Source organism: Pseudomonas sp. HMSC066A08, from assembly GCF_001813025.1.
GTDB classification, from domain to species: domain Bacteria; phylum Pseudomonadota; class Gammaproteobacteria; order Pseudomonadales; family Pseudomonadaceae; genus Pseudomonas; species Pseudomonas aeruginosa.
Window position 1 is genome coordinate 50,325 of record NZ_KV811362.1, and the last position, 1,482, is coordinate 51,806.

Consider the following 1,482-nt stretch of genomic DNA (forward strand, 5'->3'; position numbering starts at 1 on the left):
TTCGGCAGGCTGAACCAGCGTGCGGCGATCTCGGGATGGGTCAGCGGTGTCCACAGGCTGACGATGCCGATCACCGCCAGCAGCGCCAGCGCCAGCGGCCGCGCCAGATCGTACATGCGCTCCTGCAGGCGGCCTTCGGTCTTCAAGATCAGCCAGGTGCAGCCGAGCAGGCTGTACGCCGCTACCAGCCCCGCGCCGCAGAACAGCGGGAACGGCGCGATCCAGTCCAGCGAACCGCCGGCGAAGCGGCGGTTCTCCACCGGGATGCCGTCGATGAAAGTTCCCAGGACCACGCCCTGGCAGAAGGTCGCCAGCAGCGAACCGCCGATGAACGCCTTGTCCCAGACATGCCGCCTGGCCGGCGTGGCCTTGAAGCGGAACTCGAAGGCTACGCCTCGGAACACCAGGCCGATCAGCATGAACACCAGCGGCAGGTAGAGTGCCGGCAACACCACGGAGTAGGCCAGCGGAAAGGCACCGAAGAGGCCGGCACCACCCAGCACCAGCCAGGTCTCGTTGCCGTCCCAGACCGGCGCCACGCTGTTCATCATCACGTCGCGCTCGCGCGCCTCGCGAAAGAACGGATAGAGCATGCCGATGCCCAGGTCGAAGCCGTCCATCACCACATACATCATGACGCTGAACAAAATGATGATCACCCATATCAGGGGTAGGTCGATGCCCATGCTCAGTTCCTCCCGGTATCGTCCTGGTTGTCTTCCAGCCTCTCGTCGGCCGCCGACAGCGGTCGTGCCGGGGTACTCCGGCGCCCGGCGCCGCCCTCCCCGGCCTGGCGTCCTTCCGCCGTGCGCGGCCCCTTGCGGATCAGTCGCAGCAGATAGACGAAACCGATCCCGAAGACGGCGAAGTAGACCAGTACGAACAGCGCCAGGCTAAGCCCCAACTGGCCGGCGCCGTGAGCCGAGACGGCATCGCGGGTGCGCAGCAGGCCATACACCACCCAAGGCTGGCGGCCCATCTCGGTGGTGATCCAGCCGGCGAGGATGGCGACCAGGCCGGACGGCCCCATCGCCAGCACCAGGCGCAGGAACGACCGCGAGCGGTACAGCCGCTCTCCCCCGCGCCAACGTAGCCAAAGGCTGCAGACACCGGTGGCGATCATCAGCAGGCCAAGCCCGACCATCAGGCGGAAGGTCCAGAAGATCACCGTGGAGTTGGGGCGGTCTTGCGCGGCGAATTCCTTCAGCGCCGGGATCGGTTCGCTCAGGCTGTGCTTGAGGATCAGGCTGCCGAGCAGCGGGATCTCCACCTTGAAGCGGGTTTCCTCGCGCTGCATGTCCGGCCAGCCGACCAGGACCAGCGGGGTCGGCCCGCCTTCGGCGTTGTCCCAATGCCCCTCGATCGCGGCGATCTTCGCCGGCTGGTGCTCCAGGGTGTTGAGGCCGTGGGCATCGCCGATCAGCGCCTGCACCGGGGCGACGACCAGAGCCATCCACATGGCCATCGAGAGCATCTTGCGGA

2 protein-coding genes are annotated in these 1,482 nt (G+C 66.9%); both read right to left on the reverse strand.

Annotation, left to right across the window (positions count from 1 at the left end; genetic code table 11):
* On the reverse strand, positions 1 to 686 hold a 686-nt coding region (gene cydB / locus HMPREF2886_RS28410; RefSeq protein ID WP_070748818.1), incomplete at its 3' end, for a cytochrome d ubiquinol oxidase subunit II.
* A 2-nt stretch (positions 687 to 688) separates the two neighbouring features.
* The coding region (locus HMPREF2886_RS28415; protein ID WP_139148427.1) for a cytochrome ubiquinol oxidase subunit I at positions 689 to 1,482 on the reverse strand (794 nt) is incomplete at its 5' end.